At 63.5% G+C, this 21,265-nt stretch carries 28 protein-coding genes and 1 pseudogene; 25 read left to right on the forward strand and 4 right to left on the reverse strand.

The features are described from left to right. Positions 1-78 precede the first annotated feature (78 nt). The 3 genes from ACF8ML_RS21555 to ACF8ML_RS21565 are packed head-to-tail and all read right to left on the reverse strand — an operon-like array spanning position 79 to position 798. Complete coding sequence (locus tag ACF8ML_RS21555; protein ID WP_238003424.1) at positions 79-237, reverse strand: hypothetical protein; 159 nt, start codon at positions 235-237, stop codon at positions 79-81. After that, positions 234-443 carry a hypothetical protein gene (locus ACF8ML_RS21560; protein ID WP_017404886.1) on the reverse strand — a complete coding sequence of 70 codons (210 nt, stop codon included), beginning with the start codon at positions 441-443 and terminating at the stop codon, positions 234-236. Before ACF8ML_RS21560 ends, ACF8ML_RS21555 begins: the two co-directional genes overlap by 4 nt. Positions 444-456: 13 nt before the next feature. Further along, positions 457-798, reverse strand: a complete 342-nt coding sequence (locus ACF8ML_RS21565) for a hypothetical protein (RefSeq protein WP_392407915.1) — start codon at positions 796-798, stop codon at positions 457-459. A gap of 658 nt (positions 799-1,456) precedes the next feature. Here ACF8ML_RS21565 and ACF8ML_RS21570 point away from each other — a divergent pair. Next, positions 1,457-2,017 carry a helix-turn-helix domain-containing protein gene (locus ACF8ML_RS21570; RefSeq protein WP_392407916.1) on the forward strand — a complete coding sequence of 187 codons (561 nt, stop codon included), beginning with the start codon at positions 1,457-1,459 and terminating at the stop codon, positions 2,015-2,017. Positions 2,018-2,073: 56 nt separating this feature from the next. Here ACF8ML_RS21570 and ACF8ML_RS21575 read toward each other — a convergent pair whose 3' ends face one another. Continuing rightward, on the reverse strand, positions 2,074-2,793 hold the full coding sequence (locus ACF8ML_RS21575) for a helix-turn-helix transcriptional regulator (RefSeq protein WP_392407917.1): 720 nt from the start codon (positions 2,791-2,793) through the stop codon (positions 2,074-2,076). Positions 2,794-2,866: 73 nt separating this feature from the next. Between ACF8ML_RS21575 and ACF8ML_RS21580 the strand changes: the two genes are divergently transcribed. The 24 genes and pseudogenes from ACF8ML_RS21580 to ACF8ML_RS21695 all read left to right on the forward strand — a co-directional run bounded on the left by ACF8ML_RS21580 (position 2,867) and on the right by ACF8ML_RS21695 (position 21,239). After that, positions 2,867-3,133, forward strand: a complete 267-nt coding sequence (locus ACF8ML_RS21580; RefSeq protein ID WP_126313091.1) for a hypothetical protein — start codon at positions 2,867-2,869, stop codon at positions 3,131-3,133. Next, the gene (locus ACF8ML_RS21585; protein ID WP_227472678.1) at positions 3,126-3,488 is read left to right on the forward strand and encodes a hypothetical protein; all 363 of its coding nucleotides are present in this window, start codon (positions 3,126-3,128) and stop codon (positions 3,486-3,488) included. Before ACF8ML_RS21580 ends, ACF8ML_RS21585 begins: the two co-directional genes overlap by 8 nt. Positions 3,489-3,531: 43 nt before the next feature. Continuing rightward, a pseudogene (locus tag ACF8ML_RS21590) lies at positions 3,532-3,792 on the forward strand (DUF1376 domain-containing protein); the annotation flags it as partial. Positions 3,793-4,170: 378 nt separating this feature from the next. Continuing rightward, positions 4,171-4,473, forward strand: coding sequence for a hypothetical protein (locus ACF8ML_RS21595; protein ID WP_392408013.1), 303 nt, complete (start codon positions 4,171-4,173; stop codon positions 4,471-4,473). After that, positions 4,460-5,116: a DUF6475 domain-containing protein gene (locus ACF8ML_RS21600; RefSeq protein ID WP_392407918.1), complete on the forward strand. Its 657-nt coding sequence runs from the start codon at positions 4,460-4,462 to the stop codon at positions 5,114-5,116. The genes ACF8ML_RS21595 and ACF8ML_RS21600 overlap by 14 nt, the downstream gene beginning before the upstream one ends. Beyond that, positions 5,113-5,316 (forward strand): hypothetical protein, encoded by a 204-nt coding sequence (locus ACF8ML_RS21605; protein ID WP_392407919.1) that lies wholly within the window; start codon positions 5,113-5,115, stop codon positions 5,314-5,316. Before ACF8ML_RS21600 ends, ACF8ML_RS21605 begins: the two co-directional genes overlap by 4 nt. Beyond that, the gene (locus tag ACF8ML_RS21610) at positions 5,313-6,023 is read left to right on the forward strand and encodes a hypothetical protein (protein WP_392407920.1); all 711 of its coding nucleotides are present in this window, start codon (positions 5,313-5,315) and stop codon (positions 6,021-6,023) included. The genes ACF8ML_RS21605 and ACF8ML_RS21610 overlap by 4 nt, the downstream gene beginning before the upstream one ends. Further along, positions 6,020-6,466 (forward strand): hypothetical protein, encoded by a 447-nt coding sequence (locus ACF8ML_RS21615; RefSeq protein WP_026062239.1) that lies wholly within the window; start codon positions 6,020-6,022, stop codon positions 6,464-6,466. The genes ACF8ML_RS21610 and ACF8ML_RS21615 overlap by 4 nt, the downstream gene beginning before the upstream one ends. Next, positions 6,459-6,959, forward strand: coding sequence for a recombination protein NinB (locus ACF8ML_RS21620; RefSeq protein WP_392407921.1), 501 nt, complete (start codon positions 6,459-6,461; stop codon positions 6,957-6,959). The genes ACF8ML_RS21615 and ACF8ML_RS21620 overlap by 8 nt, the downstream gene beginning before the upstream one ends. Next, complete coding sequence (locus ACF8ML_RS21625; RefSeq protein WP_392407923.1) at positions 6,959-7,525, forward strand: nuclease domain-containing protein; 567 nt, start codon at positions 6,959-6,961, stop codon at positions 7,523-7,525. Before ACF8ML_RS21620 ends, ACF8ML_RS21625 begins: the two co-directional genes overlap by 1 nt. An 83-nt stretch (positions 7,526-7,608) precedes the next feature. Then, positions 7,609-7,911 (forward strand): hypothetical protein, encoded by a 303-nt coding sequence (locus ACF8ML_RS21630; RefSeq protein WP_392407924.1) that lies wholly within the window; start codon positions 7,609-7,611, stop codon positions 7,909-7,911. A 189-nt stretch (positions 7,912-8,100) separates the two neighbouring features. Then, the gene (locus tag ACF8ML_RS21635; RefSeq protein WP_392407925.1) at positions 8,101-8,802 is read left to right on the forward strand and encodes an IPTL-CTERM sorting domain-containing protein; all 702 of its coding nucleotides are present in this window, start codon (positions 8,101-8,103) and stop codon (positions 8,800-8,802) included. A 1,222-nt stretch (positions 8,803-10,024) separates the two neighbouring features. After that, on the forward strand, positions 10,025-11,077 hold the full coding sequence (locus tag ACF8ML_RS21640) for a glycosyltransferase (protein WP_392407927.1): 1,053 nt from the start codon (positions 10,025-10,027) through the stop codon (positions 11,075-11,077). 71 nt (positions 11,078-11,148) lie between these two features. After that, complete coding sequence (locus ACF8ML_RS21645; RefSeq protein WP_392407928.1) at positions 11,149-11,817, forward strand: hypothetical protein; 669 nt, start codon at positions 11,149-11,151, stop codon at positions 11,815-11,817. Continuing rightward, positions 11,814-13,163, forward strand: coding sequence for a PBSX family phage terminase large subunit (locus tag ACF8ML_RS21650; protein ID WP_392407929.1), 1,350 nt, complete (start codon positions 11,814-11,816; stop codon positions 13,161-13,163). The genes ACF8ML_RS21645 and ACF8ML_RS21650 overlap by 4 nt, the downstream gene beginning before the upstream one ends. An 84-nt stretch (positions 13,164-13,247) precedes the next feature. Next, positions 13,248-13,616 (forward strand): hypothetical protein, encoded by a 369-nt coding sequence (locus tag ACF8ML_RS21655; RefSeq protein ID WP_241150365.1) that lies wholly within the window; start codon positions 13,248-13,250, stop codon positions 13,614-13,616. Further along, positions 13,603-15,939 carry a hypothetical protein gene (locus ACF8ML_RS21660; RefSeq protein ID WP_392407930.1) on the forward strand — a complete coding sequence of 779 codons (2,337 nt, stop codon included), beginning with the start codon at positions 13,603-13,605 and terminating at the stop codon, positions 15,937-15,939. The genes ACF8ML_RS21655 and ACF8ML_RS21660 overlap by 14 nt, the downstream gene beginning before the upstream one ends. A 1-nt stretch (position 15,940) precedes the next feature. Then, positions 15,941-16,183 (forward strand): hypothetical protein, encoded by a 243-nt coding sequence (locus ACF8ML_RS21665; protein ID WP_016452823.1) that lies wholly within the window; start codon positions 15,941-15,943, stop codon positions 16,181-16,183. After that, positions 16,180-16,761 carry a glycoside hydrolase family protein gene (locus ACF8ML_RS21670; protein ID WP_392407932.1) on the forward strand — a complete coding sequence of 194 codons (582 nt, stop codon included), beginning with the start codon at positions 16,180-16,182 and terminating at the stop codon, positions 16,759-16,761. The genes ACF8ML_RS21665 and ACF8ML_RS21670 overlap by 4 nt, the downstream gene beginning before the upstream one ends. Before the next feature lie 2 nt (positions 16,762-16,763). Beyond that, positions 16,764-17,276 carry a hypothetical protein gene (locus tag ACF8ML_RS21675; protein ID WP_392407933.1) on the forward strand — a complete coding sequence of 171 codons (513 nt, stop codon included), beginning with the start codon at positions 16,764-16,766 and terminating at the stop codon, positions 17,274-17,276. A gap of 62 nt (positions 17,277-17,338) precedes the next feature. Next, complete coding sequence (locus tag ACF8ML_RS21680; RefSeq protein WP_392407934.1) at positions 17,339-18,763, forward strand: SIR2 family protein; 1,425 nt, start codon at positions 17,339-17,341, stop codon at positions 18,761-18,763. A 111-nt stretch (positions 18,764-18,874) separates the two neighbouring features. Next, complete coding sequence (locus ACF8ML_RS21685; protein ID WP_392407935.1) at positions 18,875-19,852, forward strand: hypothetical protein; 978 nt, start codon at positions 18,875-18,877, stop codon at positions 19,850-19,852. Continuing rightward, positions 19,827-20,063 carry a hypothetical protein gene (locus tag ACF8ML_RS21690; RefSeq protein WP_392407937.1) on the forward strand — a complete coding sequence of 79 codons (237 nt, stop codon included), beginning with the start codon at positions 19,827-19,829 and terminating at the stop codon, positions 20,061-20,063. Before ACF8ML_RS21685 ends, ACF8ML_RS21690 begins: the two co-directional genes overlap by 26 nt. A 60-nt stretch (positions 20,064-20,123) precedes the next feature. After that, a complete protein-coding gene (locus ACF8ML_RS21695; protein ID WP_392407938.1) occupies positions 20,124-21,239 on the forward strand; it encodes a N4-gp56 family major capsid protein in 1,116 nt (371 codons plus the stop codon). Positions 21,240-21,265 lie beyond the last annotated feature (26 nt).

Below are 21,265 nucleotides of genomic sequence, written 5' to 3' on the forward strand. Positions count from 1 at the left end.
TCGCAGGATGTGGAAAAAGAAACGCCCGCAGTAGCGGGCGATGGTCGGCGCCGGTGCGGCGCTTGGTGGATGGGGCGGTCATTCCGGGTCTTCCGGATCGCCGCGCATTTCGCGGACGGCAGACAGGTAGCGGCGCCCGCCAGCGGGCCACGCACGGTCCAGTTGTTCCCCTGCCTCCTCAAGCATTTCGAGCAGCAGAGGCACCTTCTCGGCGTCGGTCAGGTCAGCCAGATTCATGGCTTTTCGCGGTGGCATTCCACCTGCCTCTCGTCCAGCCATTCCGCATGCATGCCGGGGCACGCCAGCGCGCTGACGGTGGCGGGCGGCGCCTTGCCGGGCTCATCGTCCAGCGTTGCCTGCAGGCACAGCAGGCTGATGCCCAGCAGCATGGCAATCAGCCATGCCAGCGGCGGCGGGTCCGGGATTTCGTCACGTTGGTGCATGGTGGCTCCTCGATCAGTGGCGGTTTCGTTGAAGGTCCGCGATGTCTTCGCGGGCACGTTGGCGGGCATAGGCCCGCAGCCACTCGTCCATGGAGTTGCCCATGACGGCCAGCTGCGGGTGTTCGGGGTTCAGGCTCTGGCCCATGCGCTCGCTGGCGGTGGCGATCTGCTGGGCCAGCTCGTACTGCGCGGCCTGCAGGGCTTCCTGCACGAACTCGGCCGCGAATGGCGGGCCGTAGTAGTCGCGGACATAGGCGTCGAGTTCGGCGTCTTCTGCCTCGGCGCGGTCGTAGCGCGCCGCGTTCTCTGCAGCGGCCACCGAGGCCCAGCAGAGAGAGGGGAGTCGTGCATTCATAGGCTGGGCCTCCAGAAATGAAAAAGGGCCTGCGTGTGCAGGCCCTCGCGGGTAGATCGATGGCTGCCGTGTACGCCCCGGCTTTCTCCCAACAACAACCAAAGGGCAGACCCTTTCTTTCTGTGCAGGTGGGCAAATACCTGTCACGCCATCGCGGCGGCGTCCTGAGTAGGGCGCCAGCGTGATGGCCCTCGTTTGAGGACCGGCCGGATGCGCTCCGGTGGGCGTTGGTCTGGGCTTTTCTTTTCTTGGCATCCCAGTGCATGCCTCAAGCCGTATTTCTCCAATCCCCCCAGCTCAGGGTTCTGCGGGGCCTGTCCCAGTCTCCCGGCAGCGCTTACCTGCGTGAGCAGAGGCTGGTTCAGTGAGGCAGTGCGCCGACGACCTTTTGTATCCCGCTGCCGCCCGCGGTGCCTGTGTTTACCCAGCCGTGCGGCTGCATGAACGAGGGCGGCATGTTTGTGGCGCCCGTCGGCACCAAGATCGCTGCTGACGGGATGAAATGTACCTTCGGGTATTGCCAAAGTGCAAGCCTCAGGGTATTGACCTTTGGGTATTGTTGGGTATTGTTGTTGTGACAGTGTCATCGCAGGCGAAGAAGGTACTAAGCTCACGTCCTATGAACTTGGATGATCTGAATGCGTTTAGGCGCGAGCGCATGGCGAAGCTGGTCGAGCGTATGGGCAGCCGCGTGGCGCTCGGGAGAGCGTTGGGCTACAAAGACGGGAACTACATCAACCATATGTTGAACGGTCTGCGTCCTATCACTGAGAAGACTGTTCTTCAATGTGAACAGCTTCCTGGAATGTCGGGATGGTTTGCGGTTGAACTTGGTGCTCCGTCAGCGCAAGCCACTCCCCGTAAATTTGAGACGTTTGGTGCACGCCTTCATTGGTGGATGATTTATCGAGGTTTTACTCAAGTGGTGCTTGCCGACCGAGTAGGAATGGCCCAAGCTACTTTGAATGAGCTGATCAAAGGGAAGATAAAAGAGCCACGGGCGAGCCACTTTTTGGAGCTTGCTCGGGTGTTGGATCTTCACCCAGAGTATCTTCTTACCGGAGAGGGGCCTATGGAGTTGATGAGCTTTTCGCAGCTCACGGGTCCGGAAGCTCAGTTAGTTATGTTTTTCCGCTCTCTTCCAAACGATGTGGAGAAAAACTTGATGCTCATCCAGCTTCACCAAGAGCATGAGAAGCGCGGGAGATCAGCGAATTGAGTCACTGTTTCAGGTGGTAATTTGATAATAAAAAGCCACCGTATGGTGGCTTTTTATTAGTAGGTTTTGCTTTCCCAAGCGCGCAATACTTTGGCTAATATCTGAAAGTTCATCCCGGGCTTGATGTACCACTCTCGATATTTCTTATTTTCGCTAATGACAAGAATTCCTTCCCCAGGGATGCGTTGAAGGCGTTTTATAAAGCCTTCTCCATCTACGGAGAAAAAATACACGCCGTCAAATTCACATTCTCGAACACCGGTGTCTACCAGCAGCGGATCGCCGGGGTTAAACATTCCCAGCATCGAATCCCCAAAACCGGTCACGATAGAGAGGTTGTCATAGGCCGTCACGTAGGGGAGATTCTTCTGTGCCCACTCGCTACTCACGCTCCAGCTCTTAATAACACCGGGCTGGTCACGCAAAACTAGGCCGCCCCCCATGGCGCCGCCTGTTGAATATTGTCGAATCACTATCTCGTCTCGTGGTGGTCTCTGGTCAACATTTGCCGCGTTGGCGGACGTGAACTCCAGAGCGGCCTGGGCCTCGTCAGGAGCCATCTCCCAAAAGCCCCGAGGTAGGTCGAACGTGGCGCGAGTCGCGTCCATCAGCTCTTGTCCAATCCCTTTGGCTCCCTTCTTATCCTGGGGATAGAAAAGCCGATTGATGTAGCTTGCGTCCTTGCCGATGGCTCGCGCCAGCGCGGCGCGGTTTCCTTGGGTGAAACGAGAACAGAGGATTGTAAGAAGCTGTTGCAGCCGCGCGTGATTATCCATGAACTGATTGTCCGAGCATGTACCCACAGGTACAAGGTTCCGAAGGTATTTTCTGCTAGTACCTTGAGGTATCATGAGCGGCATGAATTCGTTCAAACTGTTCTTCTCCGGGCTGGATCGGGCCGGGCGCGCTGAGTTCGCTGTTCTGTGCGGCACCACGCCCGGTCTGCTCAACAAGCTCATCTATGGTGGCGGGCGCGTCGAACTAGGCCTCGCTGATGTGATGGTTGCCGTTGGGTGCGGGCGCTTTGTGCTTGCAGATCTTCCGCTTACAGAGCGTGCGAAGGCGCAACATGCGGCTCGTACCAAGGCGTACGGAGGAGTGGCCACCAATGGCTGAGAAATCTCCTGAAATCGCTGGCCCCCTTAATCGCGTCATGCGTGGCTTGGTTGCCTTTGCGCGGGGCACGGGTCGCACCAGTTGCTCCGACACCATGGAGCTGCGGCAGCAGTGCGATGCCAACACCCTGCGCGTGCTGGACGCGCTGGCCAGGGCCAAGGGCATGGAGCGCCCGGCCTACATCGAGGCGCTGCTGGAAGAGCATGCGAAAGAAGCGTTGCATGAGGCAAGTCTGATCGTGCGTCAGCTGCGGGGCAATCCGCTGCTGGTGGAAGCGCTTGGAGCCCCGCCGGAGACCTTCGGTCTGCCTGCGGCCGAGGAAGAGGTGGGGAATGCACGAGCAACAACTGCCTGAGCCCATGGTTCCCGAGGATTGCGACCTCGCTGATTTCGCCTTCATGCCCCTTGACGTTGCGCGCTTGCGTGACTCAGACCTTGCTGCCAACGAAACACCGGAAGCCTGTTGGGCTGCCGTGCTCCTGTGGTCAGCGGCTTGGCACCAAGTGCCAGCGGGCTCCATGCCTGACAACGATGCTTGGATTGCGAAGCAGGCCGGCTATGCCCTGCGTGGGCGCATCGATCCGAAGTGGAAGCGTGTGCGCGAGGGCGCCATGCATGGCTGGGTGCTGTGCAGTGATGGCCGCTATCACCACCCCGTGGTGGCAGAAAAGGCCCGGGATGCCTGGGCCTCAAAGCTGTTGCAGCGCTGGCGGACAGAGTGCGCGCGCATCAAAAAGCACAACGACAGGCACGGGACAAGCGTGGGACGTCCCTCGTACGAGGAGTGGATTTCCTCGGGACGTCCTGCGGGACAGCCTTTGCCACTCCCTGGCGACAAGGGCTCTTGTCCCGAGGGACAAGGCGGCGTTGTCCCTGGGGACAGCCAACCCGGTCCCGATGGACAAGGGCCATATGTCCCTGACGAAACCCACTCCAAGAGACAGGGAGAGGGACAGGGAGAGGGACAGGGACAGGGACACCCTATTTATTCCGTACCTGACGGTACGGGCGGTCCCGCCCCCAACACGCCAGGCGACATGACCAAAGACGAGCTGTGGCGTGCCGGTAAGTCGCTGCTCGCAGAGGCTGGGATGCCGAGGGCTCAGTGCGGTTCGTTCGTCGGAAAGCTGGTCAAGGACTACGGCGATGCCGTGGTCGTTGAAGCCGTTCGTGCCGCCGTAGTGGCTCGTCCTGCGGACCCGGTTGCCTACCTCAAGGCGACGTGCCAGGGCGCAACCGGAGAGCGCCGCCAACCAAACCGCCAGGAGGCCCAGGAGGCCCGCAATCGCAGCGTTGCCAGCGCGTGGGCAGCGCAAGGAGAGACCCATGAAGCAAATTGACCGGGCGGCCTTTGGGCAGCTCGTGACCGATGTGCTGGCGTACTACCGCCAGGACGCCAGCAACTTCGTGCTGGACCTGTGGTGGAACGCCTGCCACGGCTTCGAGTTGGAGCAGATAAGCGCCGCGATGCAGCGGCACTGCATCGACCCTGAGCGCGGCCAGTTCGCCCCCAAGGTCGCCGACTTGGCGCGCATCTTGCAGGGCACCTCTACCGATCGGGCTGCCATCGCATGGGGCAAGGTCCACGAGGCGATGAGTGCTGTCGGCGGTTACTCGGACGTGGTGTTTGACGATCCAGCAATTCACGCGGTCATTGAGGACCTGGGTGGATGGCCGAAGGTCTGTCGCACCGACCTGGAGGAGCTGTCCTACCTGCAGCATCGCTTCTGCGAAGCGCACCGCGCGTACACCGGGCGGGGCCACTTCGAGTATCAGCGCCGCTTGGCTGGTGATCGTTCGCCCGACTTCGAATACACGAGTCGCGGGCTCCCGCTGCCGCGCCCGGCGTTGGTGGGCGAGCAGAAGCGTGCCATCGCGGTGTTGTCCAACGGAAATCCCGCTGGCAAGACGCTGATTTCTTCGCTACCTGCCAAAGCAATGCAGTTGCTGGAGCGTGCTGCCCCGAACAGGAGCGACGCATGACGCTGCTGCAGCTGCTCAAGTCCGGCGCCGTGCTGCGCTACCGGCCCGGGTTCCGCTTCTACGCGGTCCAGCAGGGCCGCGAAATCTCCGTCAACCAAGTGGAGGCCGAGGCAGCCGTGCGCGCCGGCCGCGTCCGCCCCGAAAGCACCGGCCCCGATGGGTTCGGCGTGTATCACTTCTCGCTCAGGAATTCCCAATGACCCGCAGGTTTGAGTTTGCCCGCGACCAGGTGCTGGCCACCATCGAGGCCGGCCCCGTGCAGTACGCGGCGCTGGCCGGCACCATGTCCGACCCGGCCCGCGCCCAACTGCGCGCCATCATCGATGAGCTGACGGGGCAGGGCCTCATCCGGCTGATCCAGCTGGACCGCTTCCCGCACTACGTGACCACCGAGTGGGTGATGCCCGACGAGCTGCGCCTGCAGCTGATCGAAGGCAAATGCCGTCGCACCGTGGATGGCTGCTTGATCTGGACGGGCTACATCGACCCGCGCCGTGGCCCCATGGTGCGGTTCGGCCCGGACGGCCCGCCCACGGCAGCCCGCCGCGTGGTTTGGACGATCAAACGCGGCCCCCTGGGCCTGCAGCAGACCGTGCGCGCTGGCTGTGACGACCCCGCATGCGTGGCCTATGAGCACATGAAGCTGGGAACTCGCGCGGACAAGTCACGAGGCCGCAGCCTCACACCCCTGACCAAGCTGCGCATTGCCCGCGCACAACAGGCAGCGCGCGGCAAGCTGACCATCGAGAAGGTGCGGGCCATCCGTGCGAGCGCGGAATCGGAGACAGTGCTGGCAGAGCGCTACAGCGTGTCGAAGCCCACCATCGGCCAGATCCGCAGGAACGAGACGTGGCGGGAAGAGGGCGGCATATTCACCGCGCTGATCCCGGGGAGGGCGCGGGCATGAGCGTGATCCTTGGAATGGACCCGGGCGCAAACACGGGCGTGGCCGTTTTCGTGGACGGCCAGCTTGTGGAGCTGCTGACGATCCCGCCGCACCACATCGAGCGCACGCTGGCCGCGCGCATGCCGTCGCGCGTGGTCTTCGAGGACAGCCGGCTGCAGTCGCACACCTGGACGCGCGGCAAGACCGGCGCCGCCAGCGCCAAAATGGCGCGCAACGTGGGCCAGGTGGACGCGCGCTGTGCGGACATCACGGCGCACTGCGCAGACCTGGGCATCCCGGCCCACGGCATCAGCCCGGCAGGGAAGGGTGGCAAGCTGGATGCGCGGCGCTTCGCGGCCGTCACCGGCTGGACGGGCCCGAGCAACGAGCACAGCCGCGACGCGGCCATGGTGGCCTGGCCCTACCGCCGCGCTGCGGATCTGCGGGGAGGTGGCCGTGGCTGAAATCGCCCTGCACGCCCATTGGGACGGCCCTGAGCAGGCCCGGGCCAACTTCCTGCAGCGCGTGGCGCCCTGGTGCATGCAGCAGTGGGAGGCCGGCCGGCGCCTGGAGGTGTTCGTGCGCTTGCACGAGGACGCCAAGACCGACAGGCAGCGGACCTTCTATCACGACTTCGTGCTGGCAGAGATCGCGCGCCAGGTGGTCATCGATGGCCGCCGGCACTCGAAAGCCACCTGGAAGGAGCACTTCCGCGCTGAGTACCTGGGCAGCCGCGCGGTGACGCACCATGACCCGATCAGCGGCGCCACGACCACCACGCAGGAGCGCATCAGCACGGAGAGCCTGGGCGTGCGCGAGTACGGCGACCTGATCGACCGGGTGATGGCCCACGCCATCAGCGACCTGGACGTGGAGTTTCCGGCGACCTTCGAGCAGTGGGAGCGGGAGCAGACCCACCCGGACACGGGCGAGGTGATTGGCGGGGTGTGCCCCTGATGCGCCGCACTGCCTTCAAGTCCGGCGGGGCAGGGTTCCGCCGGCGGGCCGCTCCTGCGTCCCATGCCACCCACGAGCTGGCGCGCGAGCAGCGCCTGGAGGCCCGCGCCGCCCGCGCCATGGCCGAGGCCCGGCCGCGCGCTGCCACTGTGGCCCTCATCGACCAGCACCAGGTCGTGCCCGCGCCAAAGACAGTGGCCCAGCGCAACCCGCGCCTGCGTGCCTTGGCCAAGGGTCAGCAGTGCCTGCTGCTGGTCCCCGGGATCTGCACGAACGACACCACCACCGTGGTCTGCTGCCACAGCAATTTGTCCATCCACGGGAAGGGCGAGCGCAGGAAAGCCGACGACCACTACAGCGCCTGGGGCTGTGCCGCGTGCCATTCCTGGCTGGACCAGGGGCCTGCGCCGGCCGCGCGTAAGGAAGCCGCATTCATGGCCGCGCATCTGCGCCAGGTCCTGGCATGGCGCGCGCTGGCCTACGCCCCGAACATCGATGCCCGCGACCGCGCCGCTGTGCTGTGGGCGCTGGGCCTGCTCAACGCCACGCCGATTCTGGATTTTTGAAAGAGGACCATCTTGGAAACCATGGCCGCGAAGACGAACCGCGACGACACGCAAAAACAAGAAGGTGGCCCCGCTTGAGCTGCATGGACTGGATGGCTGGCCAGTTGGAAGGTCGGCAGGAGGAGGAGGGCACGCGCCGCAACAACCCGCGCCCTCAAGGCGTCATCCGCCCGGGGAGCGGCACCGACGTGCTGCTGCGGTATCTGCGCCAGAGCCCCGGGCGCTGGTTTTTCCACTCCGAGCTGATCCTGGCCTTGGGCCGCAGTAAGGGGGAGATCGATTGGGCGCTGGGCTACCTGGTGCGTGAGGGTCAAGTTGAAAGCCGTATCACGGAGCTGCCTGCGCGTAAGCCTGTTTTGCGATACCGGTTGATATCCACTGATTGAAAAATTTGCTCTCAATCAGCAGGCAATAGTTTCTTGTAAATGAAATGAATCTATCAATTGTTAATTTTTGTTAATAGAATGCTATTTTGTATCTCATGATCACGGCGTTCGAGCAGAGACCTCCGGAGGAGGCGATTCGCTCACTTTGGCAATCCAGCGGCCATGAGGCCCTGTCGCGGAGATCACGGAATGGTAGGACTTGGTAAGCGGTGTGCCGCTGCGCTGGCCCTGGGCGCAGCGCTGTGCGGCTCGGCTTGGGGACAGTTTGTTGTTCCGGCGGGGAGCGACATTGATCTGGCAGGTGGTACGTTCGAGCTGCCTTGCACGGCGGTCCTCATGCAGGGCAACTTGACACTGGGGGCAGGGACGTTCGACACGGGATCCTTCAACTTCGACACCGGCGCGACGGTCGCCGGCACCGGGGGCCAACTCAACGTCAGCGGCGATCTCACCAGCACTGTGCCGTTGAACTTGGGCACAAGCAGCGTGGTGCTGTCGGACTCTTGCGCCCCCGGCTCCACACTGCAGCTGAGCGGCAACATCATCGTGAAGGACCTCACGCTGATCAGCACGGGCCCCTTGCCACCCACCATTGTTCTTCCTGCGGGCACCAACCTTACCGTGCTGGGCACACTGACCCTGGGCGCGCCTGGAAAGCCGGTGATCCTGACCTCTTCGGGCCCGGGCACTGCCCTGGTCACCATGGGGCCTGGCGCGACGCTGTCAAACCCCAGTGGAAGCATCGTGCCTGGCAATGTACAGATCGGGGCTGTTGTAGCAGCCTCTCCGGCCAGCATTCCAACGCTCAGTACCTACGGGTTGATGTTGCTGAGCCTGATGCTCGGTGGTGTGGCCGTTCGTCGACAACGCCGCATCCGCACAACGTCTTGAACTGATCCTTTGTTTTCGTCCTCGTGTGGCTGTTGTGAGCCTGGATGGACGTGCTTTTATCTCATCGGCAGCTAAACCATGTCCCGTAAAGAAACCTCTATCCCCTCACGTCTTATGCTTGCTATGTGCATGGGCGCCGGTTTCCTGGCTCCCACAGCGCATGCTGCAGACATCAGCATCACGATGCCCGCAGGCGGCAATTTCGTGATTAAGAATTCGGCAGGCGCTGAGCGGCTGCGAGTGCAGAACACCGGCGAAGTTCTGGTACCAGCACTGCCTGCTGATGCTGCCACTGGCAACCAGCTGCTGTGTGTTGACGGCGCGACTGGACAATTGGTGCATTGCGCTCCCGGCGTGGGTGGTGGGGCTACCGGAGCGACAGGTGCCACGGGCGCGACGGGGGCAACAGGAGCTATTGGCGTGACCGGCGCCACGGGGGCCGCAGGACCAACTGGGCCTACGGGCGCAACGGGTCTCACTGGCCCGACTGGGGCCACCGGTGCTGGCACACCAGGCGCCACGGGTTCGACGGGGGCCACCGGCGCGACTGGACCCACCGGACCTACAGGGGCCACGGGTGCCACTGGCCCGACGGGCCCTACCGGAGTGACAGGCGTCACGGGCGCGACAGGAGTCCAGGGTGACACAGGCCCCACAGGTCCTCAGGGCGCGCAAGGCCCTCAGGGAATCCAAGGCTTCCCGGGTGTCACAGGTGCCACGGGCGCGGGACTTCAAGGCCCCACAGGCCCCACAGGCCCTCAAGGACCTGCCGGTACTGGCGGATTCATTCAGACCTTTGCCGTTACCAGTACCAATACAAACACGATCTACCCCATCTATCCGAATACCATCGCGCTTCTGCAATCTGAACAAGACACCTTGCGCGTGGTCCCTATTTCCTGCACTACGAGTAGCCTCTGGGCCGCGCAAACAGGCAGCAAGAACCTGACCAGCATGCAGGTGAGCCTGCGGAAGAATGCGACAAGCGTGATGGCCAGTTGTACGCTGAACTCCAGCACGCCTGTATGCAGTGACACGGGGAATACCCCACTGGTGGCCGGCGACCTTATCTCCGTGGAGTTGTCCGGCGTTGAAAGTCTCAGCTCCAAATCGACCGGGCTGGCCATCACTGTGACTTGTCAATAAATGTCGTCAGCCGCGATGCATGCCTAGCCTCCCGCCTTTACAGCACCCAGGTCTCCGCGCCCGCATCTGCCTGAACATGATCGTCAAGAACGAGGCCCCGGTGATCGCGCGTTGCCTGGCCTCGGTCAGGCCGTGGGTGGACCATTGGGTGATCGTGGACACGGGCTCCAGTGACGGCACGCAGGATCTGGTGCGCCAGTGCATGGAGGGCGTGCCCGGCAGCCTGCACGAGCGGCCCTGGGTGGACTTCGCCCACAACCGCAACGAGGCGCTGGAGCTGGCGCGCCCGCACGGCGACTACCTGCTGTTCATCGACGCCGACGAACAGCTGCGCGTGCCCGAAGGCTTTGCTTGGCCGGAACTGGAGGCGGACGGCTGCATGCTGTCCTGCCACATGTCAGGCACCGAGTACCAGCGCAATGCGCTGATCGCCACGCGCGTGGATTGGCGCTGGGAGGGCGTGCTGCACGAGTACCTGACCGCACCTGCACACCAGCCCTGGCAAATGCTGGCTGGGCCGTTCATAGACGTCTCGCACGATGGGGCACGCGCGCGTGATCCGCAGACCTACTTGCGCGACATCGCCGTGCTTGAGAAGGCCGTGCGTGAGGAGCCGGGCAACACGCGCAACGTGTTCTATCTGGCGCAAAGCCACCGCGACGCAGGCCAGATCGAGTCCAGCCTGCACTGGTACAGACAGCGCGCCGCCATGGGCGGCTGGGCCGAGGAGCAGTGGTTCGCACTGTTCCAGATCGGCGTGCTGCTGGAGCGCTCGGGCGCCGAGCCGGCCGCCGTGCGCGAGGCCTATCTCACCGCCTATGCCGCACGACCGCAGCGGGCCGAGCCCCTGTGCGAGCTGGCGCGCTACCACCGCGAGCGGTCCGAGTTCGCCCTGGCCTGCCTCTATGCGCGCCAGGCCGCCGCGCTGCCGCGCCCAGCGGAGGACATCCTGTTCATTGACGCCCAGGTCTATGCCTGGCGCGCACTGGACGAGCTGGCCGTCAGCGCCTACTACACGCCGCTGCGCGACCTGGGCCGTGCCGCGCTGCAGCAGTTGCTGGCTGAGTGCCGCTACCCCGCCAGCGAGCAGGCACGCATCGAAGCCAACCGCCCGTTCTACGGTCTGTAGAAGACTGGAAAGGGTTCTGGCTTTTCTGCTCATGTAGTTGGAAGCGTCCCAAGCCTGCCAGCTTCGGGAGGATGAGCAAGGAACACAAGCAGGCCCCTCAGTGGGAGCGCATCGAGCTGGACTACAGGGCCGGCATCAAGAGCCTGAGGCAGATTGCAGGAGAGCAGGGCATCAGCGAGGGGGCGATCCGCAAGCGGGCCAAGCGTGACGACTGGAGCCGTGACCTGTCGGAGCGCATCCAGGAGAAGGCAGAGCAGCTGGTACGCAAAGAGGCGGTACGCAGCGAGGTACGCGCGGAGCGTACTGCGTCCGAACGTGAGGTGGTGGACGCGAATGCGCAGGCTGTGGCCACCATCCGGCTGGCGCACAGGCGGGACATCCAGCGGGCTCGCAAGATCACCAACGCGCTGCTGGATGAGCTGGAGCAGATGGCGGACGCGGACACGGTTGCCTACCTGCAGGAACTGGGCGAGATGCTGCGCTCGCCCGACGACAACGGCATGGACAAGCTGAACGACCTGTACCAGAAGGTCATCAGCCTGCCGGAGCGCTCCAAGACCATGAAGGTACTGGCCGAGAGCCTGCGCATCGTGGTGGACATGGAGCGCCAGGCCTTCGGCATGAACGACAAGGACGCGGGCAAGGGGCCGAACGGCGGCGGCAACGTGGGCCACTTCGAACTGCACTTCGTGGATGCGCCGGCGCGCGAGAACGATCCGCGAGACGGGGAGGGCGCATGAACCTGCTGTCCGCCAGCCCGCAGGCCGCGCACCTGGCCGGCGAGGACCCGGAACCAGATTTCGCCGAGGACTACGAGGTTGACCGCTCGCGCGTCCGGGTCGAGTTTCCCGCCAAGCTGCGCGGCCTGTGGCAGCCCAAGCGCTTCAAGGTCATGTACGGCGGGCGCGGCGGTGCCAAGTCCTGGTCTGTGGCCATGGCCCTGCTGGTGATGGGCAGCAACCGGCCGCTGCGTATCCTTTGCGCGCGCGAGATCCAGAAGTCCATGCGGGACTCGGTGCACCGCCTGCTGTCCGACCAGATCGCGGCGCTGGGCCTGGGCGGCTTCTACGAGGTGTTGGACACGGAGATCCGCGGCGCCAACGGCACGCTGATCCTATTCGCGGGCCTGCAGAGCCACACGGTGGACTCGATCAAATCCTATGAGGCCATCGACATCGTGTGGGTGGAAGAGGCCCAGAGCGTCAGCGCGCGCAGCTGGGAGGTGCTGGTGCCGACCATCCGCCGGCCTGGCTCGGAAATCTGGCTCACGCTGAACCCGGACCTGGCCACGGACGCCACCTATGCGCGGTTCATCGACGCGGCCGACAGCGACACCTGGCTGTGCGAGATCAACTGGCGGGACAACCCCTGGTTTCCGGAGGTGCTGGAGAAGGAGCGCCGCCGGCACTTCAAGCGCGACCCGGACACCTACTGGAACGTCTGGGAGGGCCGCCCGAAGCGCACGCTGGCCGGCGCGATCTATGCGAAGGAGGTGGAGCGCCTGTACAACGAAGAGCGCGTGTGCCTGGTGCCCTACAACCCCAAGCTGCCCGTGCACACGGTCTGGGACCTGGGCTGGGCCGACAACATGGCCATCGCCTTCGTGCAGCGCACGGCCATGGATTTCCGCGTCATCAACTTCATGCAGGACAACCAGAAGACGCTGGAGTGGTACGTGGAGCAGATGGAGAAGCTGCCGTACCGCTGGGGCACGGACTTCCTGCCGCACGACGGCGCCCACGGCGACTTCAAGACCGGGCAGACGGCCCAGCAGATCCTTGAGGACATGGGCCGCGAGGTGGAGGTGCTGGAGCGCGCGGGCCTGGAGTCGGGCATCCGCCTGGCGCGCGGCATCTTTTCCTCGGCCTACATCGATGCCCAGCGCTGCGCCAAGCTGCTGGACTGCCTGAGCCGGTACAAGCGCCAGATCGACCCGCGCACGGGCGAGCCCGGGCCACCGCTGCACGATGACGCCAGCCACGGGGCAGACGTGTGGCGCTACATCAACATGGCCCTGCCGCTGATGGACAACGACACTGCAGGCGCTGTGCCTCTCAGGCGACGCGCGGGCGGCATGGCGCGCTGATCCCGTACCAAGCCTGCCACTTTCGCGGGCATGCCTGCATGTATCGACCTGCGCAAAGCGCACCTTCACCGCCAGCATGGGGACTTGCTGGCCGTCTACACCTGGATCAACGCCGAGCGCGCGCTGGTCCTGATCCCGGCCTACCGCCCCAAAGCCCCGTGGTACGTGGTGATGGAGAGCGCGGCCTATCTCTACGATGACCCTGCCTACCTGGCCCGCGCCTGCGTCAAGGCCTGCGAGGTGCTGGGCATCGAGCCCAACCGGCCGAACTGGGTGCGCGTGGCCACCATCGTCAACGAGGGCCTGCCCGACTTGGTGAGCATGCCCAGCGAGCCCACATGGCAGCGCCCAGGCCAGGAGTTCGGCACCCTGGTGGTCAAGTCCGATGGCAAGGAAATCGCGGCCGAGGCCCTGACCATCCCGGACCTGGGGGCCGAATATGTCCCAGCTTGAGGCCCGCTTCAACCGCCGCGCGGGCGTGGGCGAGCGCATCCTGAACGATGTGCCGCTGGAGTTCGACGCCGACGAGGAGGCGCCGCCGCACCCTCTGGACCAGCCCGAGGCCCGCAAGACCCTGCGCAAGCTCCTGAGCTGGTACTACCGTGAGCGCGAGATCCAGGCCGAGAACCGCCTGCAGATGTCCATCGACGCCGACTACTACGACGGCGACCAGTGGGACCCGGCCGATTCGGCCGTGCTGGAGGAGCGCGGCCAGGTGCCCCTGGTGTTCAACGAGGTGGCCGTGATGTGCGACTGGCTCATTGGCACGGAGCGCCGCGCGCGCGTGGACTGGAGCGTGCTGCCGCGCGCCGAGGACGACGTGCAGCTGGCCGACGTGAAGACCAAGGTGCTCAAGTACGTCAGCGACGTGAACCGGACCACCTTCAACCGTTCGCGCGCCTTCGAGGACACTGTGAAGGTGGGCGTGGGCTGGGTGGACTCCGGGGTGCGCAACGATCCCACCAAGGACATCCTCTACGACAAGTACGAGGACTGGCGCAATGTGCTCTGGGACTCGATGGCCATGGAGCCGGACCTGAGCGACGCGCGCTACCTGTACCGCACGCGCTGGGTGGACGAGGACGTGGCCATCACCATGTACCCGCAGCGCCGCGACGTGCTGGAGCGGGCCGTGCTGCGCGAGGAGGAGTTCAGCGCCCAGCAGTGGGCCGAGGACGAATTCTTCTTCCAGGGCCATACCAGCGAGCGCCATGTCAGTGGCACCAGCGGCAGCTACTTGGCCGGCGGGCGCGGCAACATCGACAGCGAGGCGCGGCGCCGCGTGCGCCTGATCGAGTGCCAGTTCCGCATGCCGGCGTCTGTTCAGGTGGTGACCAGCGGCCCTTTCAAGGGCTCGTTCGTGGAGCCCTGGGACCATGCGCTGCGCGCCGTGGTGGGTGCACACGGCGGCTCCATCGTGGAGCGTGTCGCCATGCGCATGCACGTCGCGGTCTTCACCGAGGGCCATCTGCTGGCCCTGGGCCCAACGCCCATGCGCCACAACAGTTTCAGCCTGACGCCCATCTGGTGCTACCGGCGCGGCCGAGACCGCATGCCCTATGGCGTGATTCGCCGCGTGCGCGATCTGCAGATGGACATGAACAAGCGGGCCAGCAAGGCCCTGTTCCTGCTGTCCACGAACCAGATCTTTGCGGAGAAGGGCGCCTTCGATGACATCAACGAGGCGCGCGAGGAGGTCAACCAGCCGGACGGCGTGGTGATCTACAAGGCCGGCAAGAAGTTCGAGGTCCACCGCGACAGCGAGATGGCCGCCGGCCAGGTGCAGATGATGACGATGGACGGCCAGGCCATCCAGAAGTCCGCAGGCATCAGCGACGAGAACCTGGGCCGGCGCACCAATGCCGTCAGCGGGCGCGCGATCGAAGCCCGCCAGCTGCAGGGCTCGGTCGTGACCACGCAGCCCTTCGACAACCTGCGCTTCGCTGTGCAGATCCAGGGCGAGAAGCTGCTGAGCCTAGTGGAGCAGTGGTACACGGAAGAGAAGGTCATTCGCCTGTCCGGCCACAAAGGCCGACTGGACTGGGTGAAGGTCAACCAGCCCGAGGTCCAGCCAGACGGGAGCGTGCGCTACCTGAACGACATCACGTCCAGCATGGCCGACTTCGTGGTGTCCGAGCAGGACTATTCGGGCACGCTGCGCCAGGTCATGTTCGAGAGCCTGAACCAGCTGGCGGGCCGGCTGCCGCCCGAGGTGGCCATCCGCATCATGACGCTGGCCATGGAGTACTCGGACCTGCCGAACAACGACCTGGTGGCCGACGAACTGCGCAAGCTGACCGGCGAGCGCGATCCCAACAAGCCCCTCACGCCCGAGGAGCAGCAGCAGGTCCAGCAGCAGATGCAGGCCCAGGCCGAGGCCTTGCAGATGCAGCAGGAGAGCGCGCGCCAGGCGCTGGCCGAGCAGCAGGCCAAGGTCCGGGAGATCAACGCCCGCGCCGAGAAGCTGGAAGCCGAGGCCGAGCAGCTGCGCGCCGCCGGCGGCAACCCGGCGCTGGCCCAGCAGATGGAGGGCGTGGCCGCCACCGTGCGCCGCGACGCCGACATGGAGCTGGACGAGCTGCGCCGCAAGCTGGCCAAGACCCAGGCCGACCTGGCCAACAAGACGCTGCAGATCAAAGGCGACCAGGACGTGCGCCTGCAGGTGGCCCACATCGAGGCCGACTCGCGCGAGCGCGTGGCCCAGATCCAAGCCCAGAGCCGCCAAACGCTCGACGCCATGTCGGGCCGGCTGAACCAATTCGACAACAAGGACTGATATGGATCGAGAAACCATCGTGCGCACGGCGGCCGTGGAGGGCGCCAAGGCCGCGCCGCCGGTCACGGTCGTGGCCACCAATGTGGCCAACGGCTGGACCATGACCCACACGGCCACGGCCCTGACCATCCTCTACGTGGTGCTGCAGGTCATTTACCTGCTGTGGCGCTGGAGCAATGAGCGCGAGGACCGCCGCGCGCGGCAGGCGCAGGAGCTGGCCGCAGCATGCGAGGCGCGGCCATGAGCGGGAGCCGAGTGCCGGCCGCAGGCCTGGGCATTGGCGCCGCCATCCTGGCGTCCTGGATCGCGGCCGAAGGATTCAGCGCCGCGCCCATCATCCCGGTGCGCGGCGACGTGCCCACCATCGGCCATGGCGCCACGCGCTACGAGGACGGCACGCGCGTGACCATGGCAGACCCGCCGATCACCCGGGAGCGGGCGCGCGAGTTGGCCGCCAACCTGCTGGACCAGGAATACGGCGCCTGCGTGCGGGCCTCGCTGGGCGACACGCTGGTGCACCCGGTCGAGTTCGCGCAGGCGGTGGACTTCGCGGGCCAGTATGGGTGCGCGGCCTGGCGCGGCTCCGCGATGTTGGCCAGGACGCGGGCCGGCGACTATGCCGGCGCCTGCAACGCTTACTTGGCCTATCGCTTCATGACCAGTGCCCAACCCCTGCAGGGCTACACCGCCTACCAGTGGGGCGCTGGCGGGCAGCCCACTCGGTGGCGCTTCGACTGCAGCACGCCCGGCAACAAGGCTTGCCGCGGCGTCTGGACTCGCCAGCAGGCGCGGCACGCCGCATGCATGGACGTGCAGCAATGAGCATGCGCGCCGTCACCCATCTGGCCGCCGCCGGCTTGGCCGCGCTCCTGGCCTGGAGTTACCAGGGCACGCGCCTGGGTGCCGACTTGGCCGAGGCTCGCGCTGCAGCTGTGGGCGAAAAGCTGGCTGTCAGCACCGCACAGCGCGCGGCCGACGCCCGCGTTCGCCGCGCCGAGCAGTCCATCAACACCAAATACCAGGAGGCACTGAATGCTGCCCGAACCCGCGAGGCGCTGCTGCGCCGTGATCTTGGCCAGCTGCGCGCTGTCTCTGACAGCCTGCGCGAGCAATCCGCAGATGCCGCCCGGCGACTTGCCAGCGCTCCCCCCGCTGCCGTCCTTGAGTACGCCACTGCCATCAACGAGCTATTCGAACAATGCCAAGGAAGATATGCGGAAGTGGCAGGAGCTGCGGATGGGCACGTCTCTGATGTCATCACCCTTTGGGCTGCTTGGCCAGTGATCCACTCCTCTTCCAGGTTGGCAACGGTAAAGCCGACGCAGGCTACAGAGTAAAAGAAAAGTAAGTCACTTCGGAGAGCTACTGATGTGGTTCAATGTGGTCATTGGAGGAGACGATGACCAATTTTGCTCAGTACCAGGAAGAGATTAAAGAAGACATCGCTGAAATTTTGCAGAGTTTGCAGTGTCAGCCAATTCTTTTTATTGGGAGTGGATTCTCACAGCGGTATGCGCATGGACCGAGTTGGCCGGCACTTTTAGGGCAGCTTGCCAAGGCATGCCCTGCCATCGACAAGGATTTTGCTTACTACAATCAGAGGTATGCGGGTGAGTTGAGTCTGGTGGGAACTCATCTGGCAGATGAGTACTTTGAATGGGCCTGGACTAAGGAGGGGCGTGAATATTTCCCGCCTGAGCTTTTTGGGCCGAATGTGCCTAAGGATGCCTATATAAAATACCAAGCGGCAAGGATATTGGAGAAGCTTAATACAAAGGAATTAAGCGCCGCCTTGGAGAATGAGATGATTGCTCTAAAGGGCTTGGGGCCGCATTCAATAATTACAACTAATTATGATGTTCTTCTTGAGGCCCTGTTTCCGAATTATGAAGTTGTGGTGGGCCAACGAGTATATCGGCAATCATCTTTAGTCGTCGGGGAGATATTCAAGATACATGGATGTATTACTGAATCGGAATCCCTGGTGTTGACTGAGGATGACTATGATGTATTTAACAGGGATAAGAAGTACTTGAGCGCAAAATTACTCACGTATTTTGCTGAGCATCCATTATTGTTTATTGGTTACAGCGCAACAGATCAGAATATTAAAAATATATTATATGATATGAGCAGGATGTTCACTCCAACTACTGCGCTAATACCGAATATATATATTCTCCAGTGGGACGAGTCTGTGACAGATGCCTCAGTACCAGCCAAAGAGCACGTACTTGAGGTTGGGGAAGATATTACAGTGAGGATTAAAAGTATCACAGCTAGCGATTTCCGTTGGGTTTACGAAGCCTTTGGTGTGGGTGGCACAATGGAAAAGGTGGACCTGAAAGCGCTTAGAGCACTTGCACATCGTATGCATAACATGATTCGCTCTGATATTCCTACTAAAAATGTCCAAGTTAATTATGAGGCGCTAGAGCATGCTATTGCCAATGAAGAATCTTTTGGGAAGCTTTTTGGCGTGACAAACCTTGGGGATCCGGCTTCGACCAATGCCAACCATCCTTACACTATCACTCAGTTGGCAAAGCAATTGGATCTGAAACATTGGTACTTTGTTAATGAATTGATGGAAAAGGTCAAGGATGAGAAAGGGTTTGATCTTAAATCGTTCGATAATATTTATCATGTTGCTATAAAGACTGGTCAGGCTGAAACTAGCAAAACTCGAAAATACTCTGATGCGGCTGTGACTCTTTTGAAAAACGTCCTTAATGGACAGTCCTATGAAATTCCTAAAGCTGTTTTAAATTTGCAGCCAAAGGCAAAAGAATCGAGCCCGACACAGTTGCCGATAGGGCGATAGCGTAGAGTCAAAATCAATTTCCGTTTAGCCGTGCCTACACTAAATGTGTAGGCTTTTTTTCGTACCAAGCCTGCCACCCTGCCGTGATCCAAACCACGAAAGGACGCACACATGAGCTTGAACGACGACCACCTGCGCCTCCTGTCCGACGCCGAGCGCGAGGCCATGGAAGCCGACGAAAACGACTACGACCCTGAGGAAGACAACGCTGCCGCGCTGGCTGCCCTGGGGCGCGGCCCCCTCGATGCGCAAGAGGAAGAGGAGGGCGACGACGACGCAGCTGATACCGGCAAGAGCAAGCCCGAGCCCAGCACGGCCACCGAACCCACCGACACCACCGCTGCGCCCGCTGCAGCGCCTGCAGCCGCTCCTGCTGCAGCGCCCGCAGAACCCACCGATGCCACGCAGCCGACCGAAGCACCGGCACCGAATCCGCAGACTGCGCAGCAGCCCAGCGGCTACCGTGCAGAGCTGCCCGCCGACTACGACGCCCAGGTGAAGGCCAACAAGGACGCCGTGGCCGCCGCGCGGGCCAAGTTCAACGAGGGCGAGCTGGAGCAGGCCGAGCTGGACGCGGAGCTTGACCGGCTGCAGGACGAGCGCGACCAGCTGCGCGACATGAAGACGCGGGCCACGGTGTCGGCCGAGATGCAGCAGCAGTCCACGCACCAGGCCTGGAACAACACCATCAACACCTTCTTCGAGGAAGCTGCCAAAAGCGCAGAGCTGGGCATCGTGGACTACCGCAAGGACGCGGCCAAGCAGGCCGACCTGGACGCCATGGTGCGCGCGCTGGGCGCGGCGCCCGGCAACGAGCACAAGCCCATGCGCTGGTTCTTGGAAGAAGGGCACCGCCGCGTCGTGGCTCTGCATGGCATTGCCACAACCAAGAAGCCGGCGGATGTGCGGCGCAAGCCTGACGCCTCGGCCGTGGTCACCAACCTGGCCGACGTGCCCGGCGGCGCGGGCGATGCCGATCCCGTGAGCGACGAGTTCGCCGAGCTGGACAAGCTGGAGGGCCTGGCCTACGAGCGCGCGCTTGCCGCCATGTCCGAGGAAAAGCGTGATCGCTACAACCGCCTGGGCTGACGCCACCATGCTGTCCACTTCCTCTACCCCCGACGCGCGCCGCATCTTCGTGGAGCTGCGCATGGGCGATGTGCTGGAGGTGGGCGGCGCCCGCATCCAGCTGGAATTCAAGAAGGGGCAGGCCGCGCGCATGGTCGTGATGGCTGCCCCTGAAACCACCGTCAAAAAGACACCGGCCGTGATGCGGCCCGTACCAAGCCTGCCATCTTGAGGGCTGGAACATTTTTCAACCGGGGCGCTGGAGTGCTCGCTACCACACAGGAGCACTCCTATGGGCAAAACAGTGGTGGGCGTGAACAGCCCCCGCGCCGTCAAGCGCTTTTCCGGCAACCTGGCACTCGATGTGTCGCAGGCCTCGTACTTCGGCAAGCGTTTCGCGGCCGTGGGCCAGGGCGCCAAGACCCCCCTCCAGCTGCTGACGGATCTGGAATCCGAAGCTGGCGACCTCATCAGCTATGACCTGCTGGCCGAGCTTCGCATGGCGCCTGTTGAAGGCGACGATGTGCTGGAAGGCAAGGAAGAGGGCCAGCGCTTCTACACCGATGAGCTGTACATCGACCAGGCGCGTGCCGGCGTCAACACGGGCGGCCGCATGTCGCGCAAGCGCACGCTGCACGACCTGCGCATGCGCGCCAAGCAGCAGCAGTCCAGCTGGTGGGGCCGCTTCCAGGACGAGCTGACCTTCACCTACCTGTCGGGCTCGCGCGGTATCAACGCCAACTTCATCCTCCCGATGGGCTACCAGGGCCGTGCCAAGAACCCGCTGACGGCGCCCACGACCAACCAGCACCTGTTCGGCGGTGACGCCACTGCGGTGACCAACCTGGACGCGACCGACAAGATGTCGCTGTCTGTGGTGGACCGTGCCCGCGTGCGTGCTGACAGCCAGGGCGGTGGCGCCACCAACATCCCCGTCATGCAGCCCTGCGTGGTCGATGGCGAGGAAGTGTTCGTCATGGTCATGCACACCTTCCAGGAAGATGACCTGCGCAAGGAAACCGGCACGGGCGGCTGGCTGGACCTGCAAAAGGCTGCAGCGGCGTCCGTGGGCTTCAAGTCGCCGCTGTTCAAGAGCGCGCTGGGCATGTACCGCAACGTGATCCTGCACTCGCACCGCAACGTGATTCGCCACAACACGCATGGCGCCACGGGAGACCTGGAGACGGCGCGCGCTCTGTTCATGGGTGCCCAGGCCGGCGTGATCGCCTTCGGCTCGCCCGGCACCGGCATGCGCTACGGCTGGCACGAGGAAACCGCCGACCGTGGCAACCAGGTCATCATCACCACGTCGTCCATCTTCGGTGTGAAGAAGACCGTCTTCGAGGTCGAAGGCGAAAAGCAGGACCACGGCGTGTACGGCGTCGATACCGCCGCCGCCTCGCGCTGATCCACACCACCGAATAGAAGGAGTCA

Source organism: Delftia sp. WSY_10 (genome assembly GCF_043104705.1).
Taxonomy (GTDB): domain Bacteria; phylum Pseudomonadota; class Gammaproteobacteria; order Burkholderiales; family Burkholderiaceae_C; genus Comamonas; species Comamonas tsuruhatensis.

What these genes read in the sequence shown, in the direction of transcription:
- ACF8ML_RS21555 (WP_238003424.1), bottom strand. Translation starts at nt 237, where the DNA reads ATGAATCTGGCTGACCTGACCGACGCCGAGAAGGTGCCTCTGCTGCTC.
- ACF8ML_RS21560 (WP_017404886.1), bottom strand. Translation starts at nt 443, where the DNA reads ATGCACCAACGTGACGAAATCCCGGACCCGCCGCCGCTGGCATGGCTG.
- ACF8ML_RS21565 (WP_392407915.1), bottom strand. Translation starts at nt 798, where the DNA reads ATGAATGCACGACTCCCCTCTCTCTGCTGGGCCTCGGTGGCCGCTGCA.
- ACF8ML_RS21570 (WP_392407916.1), top strand. Translation starts at nt 1,457, where the DNA reads ATGGCGAAGCTGGTCGAGCGTATGGGCAGCCGCGTGGCGCTCGGGAGA.
- ACF8ML_RS21575 (WP_392407917.1), bottom strand. Translation starts at nt 2,793, where the DNA reads ATGGATAATCACGCGCGGCTGCAACAGCTTCTTACAATCCTCTGTTCT.
- ACF8ML_RS21580 (WP_126313091.1), top strand. Translation starts at nt 2,867, where the DNA reads ATGAGCGGCATGAATTCGTTCAAACTGTTCTTCTCCGGGCTGGATCGG.
- ACF8ML_RS21585 (WP_227472678.1), top strand. Translation starts at nt 3,126, where the DNA reads ATGGCTGAGAAATCTCCTGAAATCGCTGGCCCCCTTAATCGCGTCATG.
- ACF8ML_RS21595 (WP_392408013.1), top strand. Translation starts at nt 4,171, where the DNA reads ATGACCAAAGACGAGCTGTGGCGTGCCGGTAAGTCGCTGCTCGCAGAG.
- ACF8ML_RS21600 (WP_392407918.1), top strand. Translation starts at nt 4,460, where the DNA reads ATGAAGCAAATTGACCGGGCGGCCTTTGGGCAGCTCGTGACCGATGTG.
- ACF8ML_RS21605 (WP_392407919.1), top strand. Translation starts at nt 5,113, where the DNA reads ATGACGCTGCTGCAGCTGCTCAAGTCCGGCGCCGTGCTGCGCTACCGG.
- ACF8ML_RS21610 (WP_392407920.1), top strand. Translation starts at nt 5,313, where the DNA reads ATGACCCGCAGGTTTGAGTTTGCCCGCGACCAGGTGCTGGCCACCATC.
- ACF8ML_RS21615 (WP_026062239.1), top strand. Translation starts at nt 6,020, where the DNA reads ATGAGCGTGATCCTTGGAATGGACCCGGGCGCAAACACGGGCGTGGCC.
- ACF8ML_RS21625 (WP_392407923.1), top strand. Translation starts at nt 6,959, where the DNA reads ATGCGCCGCACTGCCTTCAAGTCCGGCGGGGCAGGGTTCCGCCGGCGG.
- ACF8ML_RS21630 (WP_392407924.1), top strand. Translation starts at nt 7,609, where the DNA reads ATGGACTGGATGGCTGGCCAGTTGGAAGGTCGGCAGGAGGAGGAGGGC.
- ACF8ML_RS21635 (WP_392407925.1), top strand. Translation starts at nt 8,101, where the DNA reads ATGGTAGGACTTGGTAAGCGGTGTGCCGCTGCGCTGGCCCTGGGCGCA.
- ACF8ML_RS21640 (WP_392407927.1), top strand. Translation starts at nt 10,025, where the DNA reads ATGATCGTCAAGAACGAGGCCCCGGTGATCGCGCGTTGCCTGGCCTCG.
- ACF8ML_RS21645 (WP_392407928.1), top strand. Translation starts at nt 11,149, where the DNA reads ATGAGCAAGGAACACAAGCAGGCCCCTCAGTGGGAGCGCATCGAGCTG.
- ACF8ML_RS21650 (WP_392407929.1), top strand. Translation starts at nt 11,814, where the DNA reads ATGAACCTGCTGTCCGCCAGCCCGCAGGCCGCGCACCTGGCCGGCGAG.
- ACF8ML_RS21660 (WP_392407930.1), top strand. Translation starts at nt 13,603, where the DNA reads ATGTCCCAGCTTGAGGCCCGCTTCAACCGCCGCGCGGGCGTGGGCGAG.
- ACF8ML_RS21665 (WP_016452823.1), top strand. Translation starts at nt 15,941, where the DNA reads ATGGATCGAGAAACCATCGTGCGCACGGCGGCCGTGGAGGGCGCCAAG.
- ACF8ML_RS21670 (WP_392407932.1), top strand. Translation starts at nt 16,180, where the DNA reads ATGAGCGGGAGCCGAGTGCCGGCCGCAGGCCTGGGCATTGGCGCCGCC.
- ACF8ML_RS21675 (WP_392407933.1), top strand. Translation starts at nt 16,764, where the DNA reads ATGCGCGCCGTCACCCATCTGGCCGCCGCCGGCTTGGCCGCGCTCCTG.
- ACF8ML_RS21680 (WP_392407934.1), top strand. Translation starts at nt 17,339, where the DNA reads ATGACCAATTTTGCTCAGTACCAGGAAGAGATTAAAGAAGACATCGCT.
- ACF8ML_RS21685 (WP_392407935.1), top strand. Translation starts at nt 18,875, where the DNA reads ATGAGCTTGAACGACGACCACCTGCGCCTCCTGTCCGACGCCGAGCGC.
- ACF8ML_RS21695 (WP_392407938.1), top strand. Translation starts at nt 20,124, where the DNA reads ATGGGCAAAACAGTGGTGGGCGTGAACAGCCCCCGCGCCGTCAAGCGC.